The sequence below is a fragment of the Xenorhabdus santafensis genome (assembly GCF_033949405.1).
In the GTDB taxonomy this organism is placed as follows: Bacteria; Pseudomonadota; Gammaproteobacteria; order Enterobacterales; family Enterobacteriaceae; genus Xenorhabdus; species Xenorhabdus santafensis.
Map to the genome: position 1 here is coordinate 1 of NZ_VCDN01000457.1, position 238 is coordinate 238.

Annotated in this window: 1 protein-coding gene; it reads left to right on the top strand. The window is 38.2% G+C overall.

Going from position 1 to position 238, the window contains the following annotated elements:
- A partial coding sequence (locus FE392_RS23070) for a class I tRNA ligase family protein (protein WP_319932003.1) occupies positions 1–238 on the top strand: 238 nt, incomplete at both ends.

The following is a 238-nucleotide window of genomic DNA, read 5'->3' on the forward strand; positions in this document are numbered from 1 at the left end:
AGAAGGAATTTGTCCTCATTGCCATGAAGCAGCAAGAGGAGATCAATGTGATGCTTGTTCGGCTATTTTAGATCCACTCGATTTGTTAGAAAAGAAATGTAAGTTATGTGGTAGTACGCCATCAGTACAGGAAACAGAGCATTTCTATTTTGCATTGCATAAATTTCAGCAGCAAATTAAAGAGGTCGTAGAAATTGCAAAGCAGAAAGGAACATGGCGCGACAATGCAATTCAATTA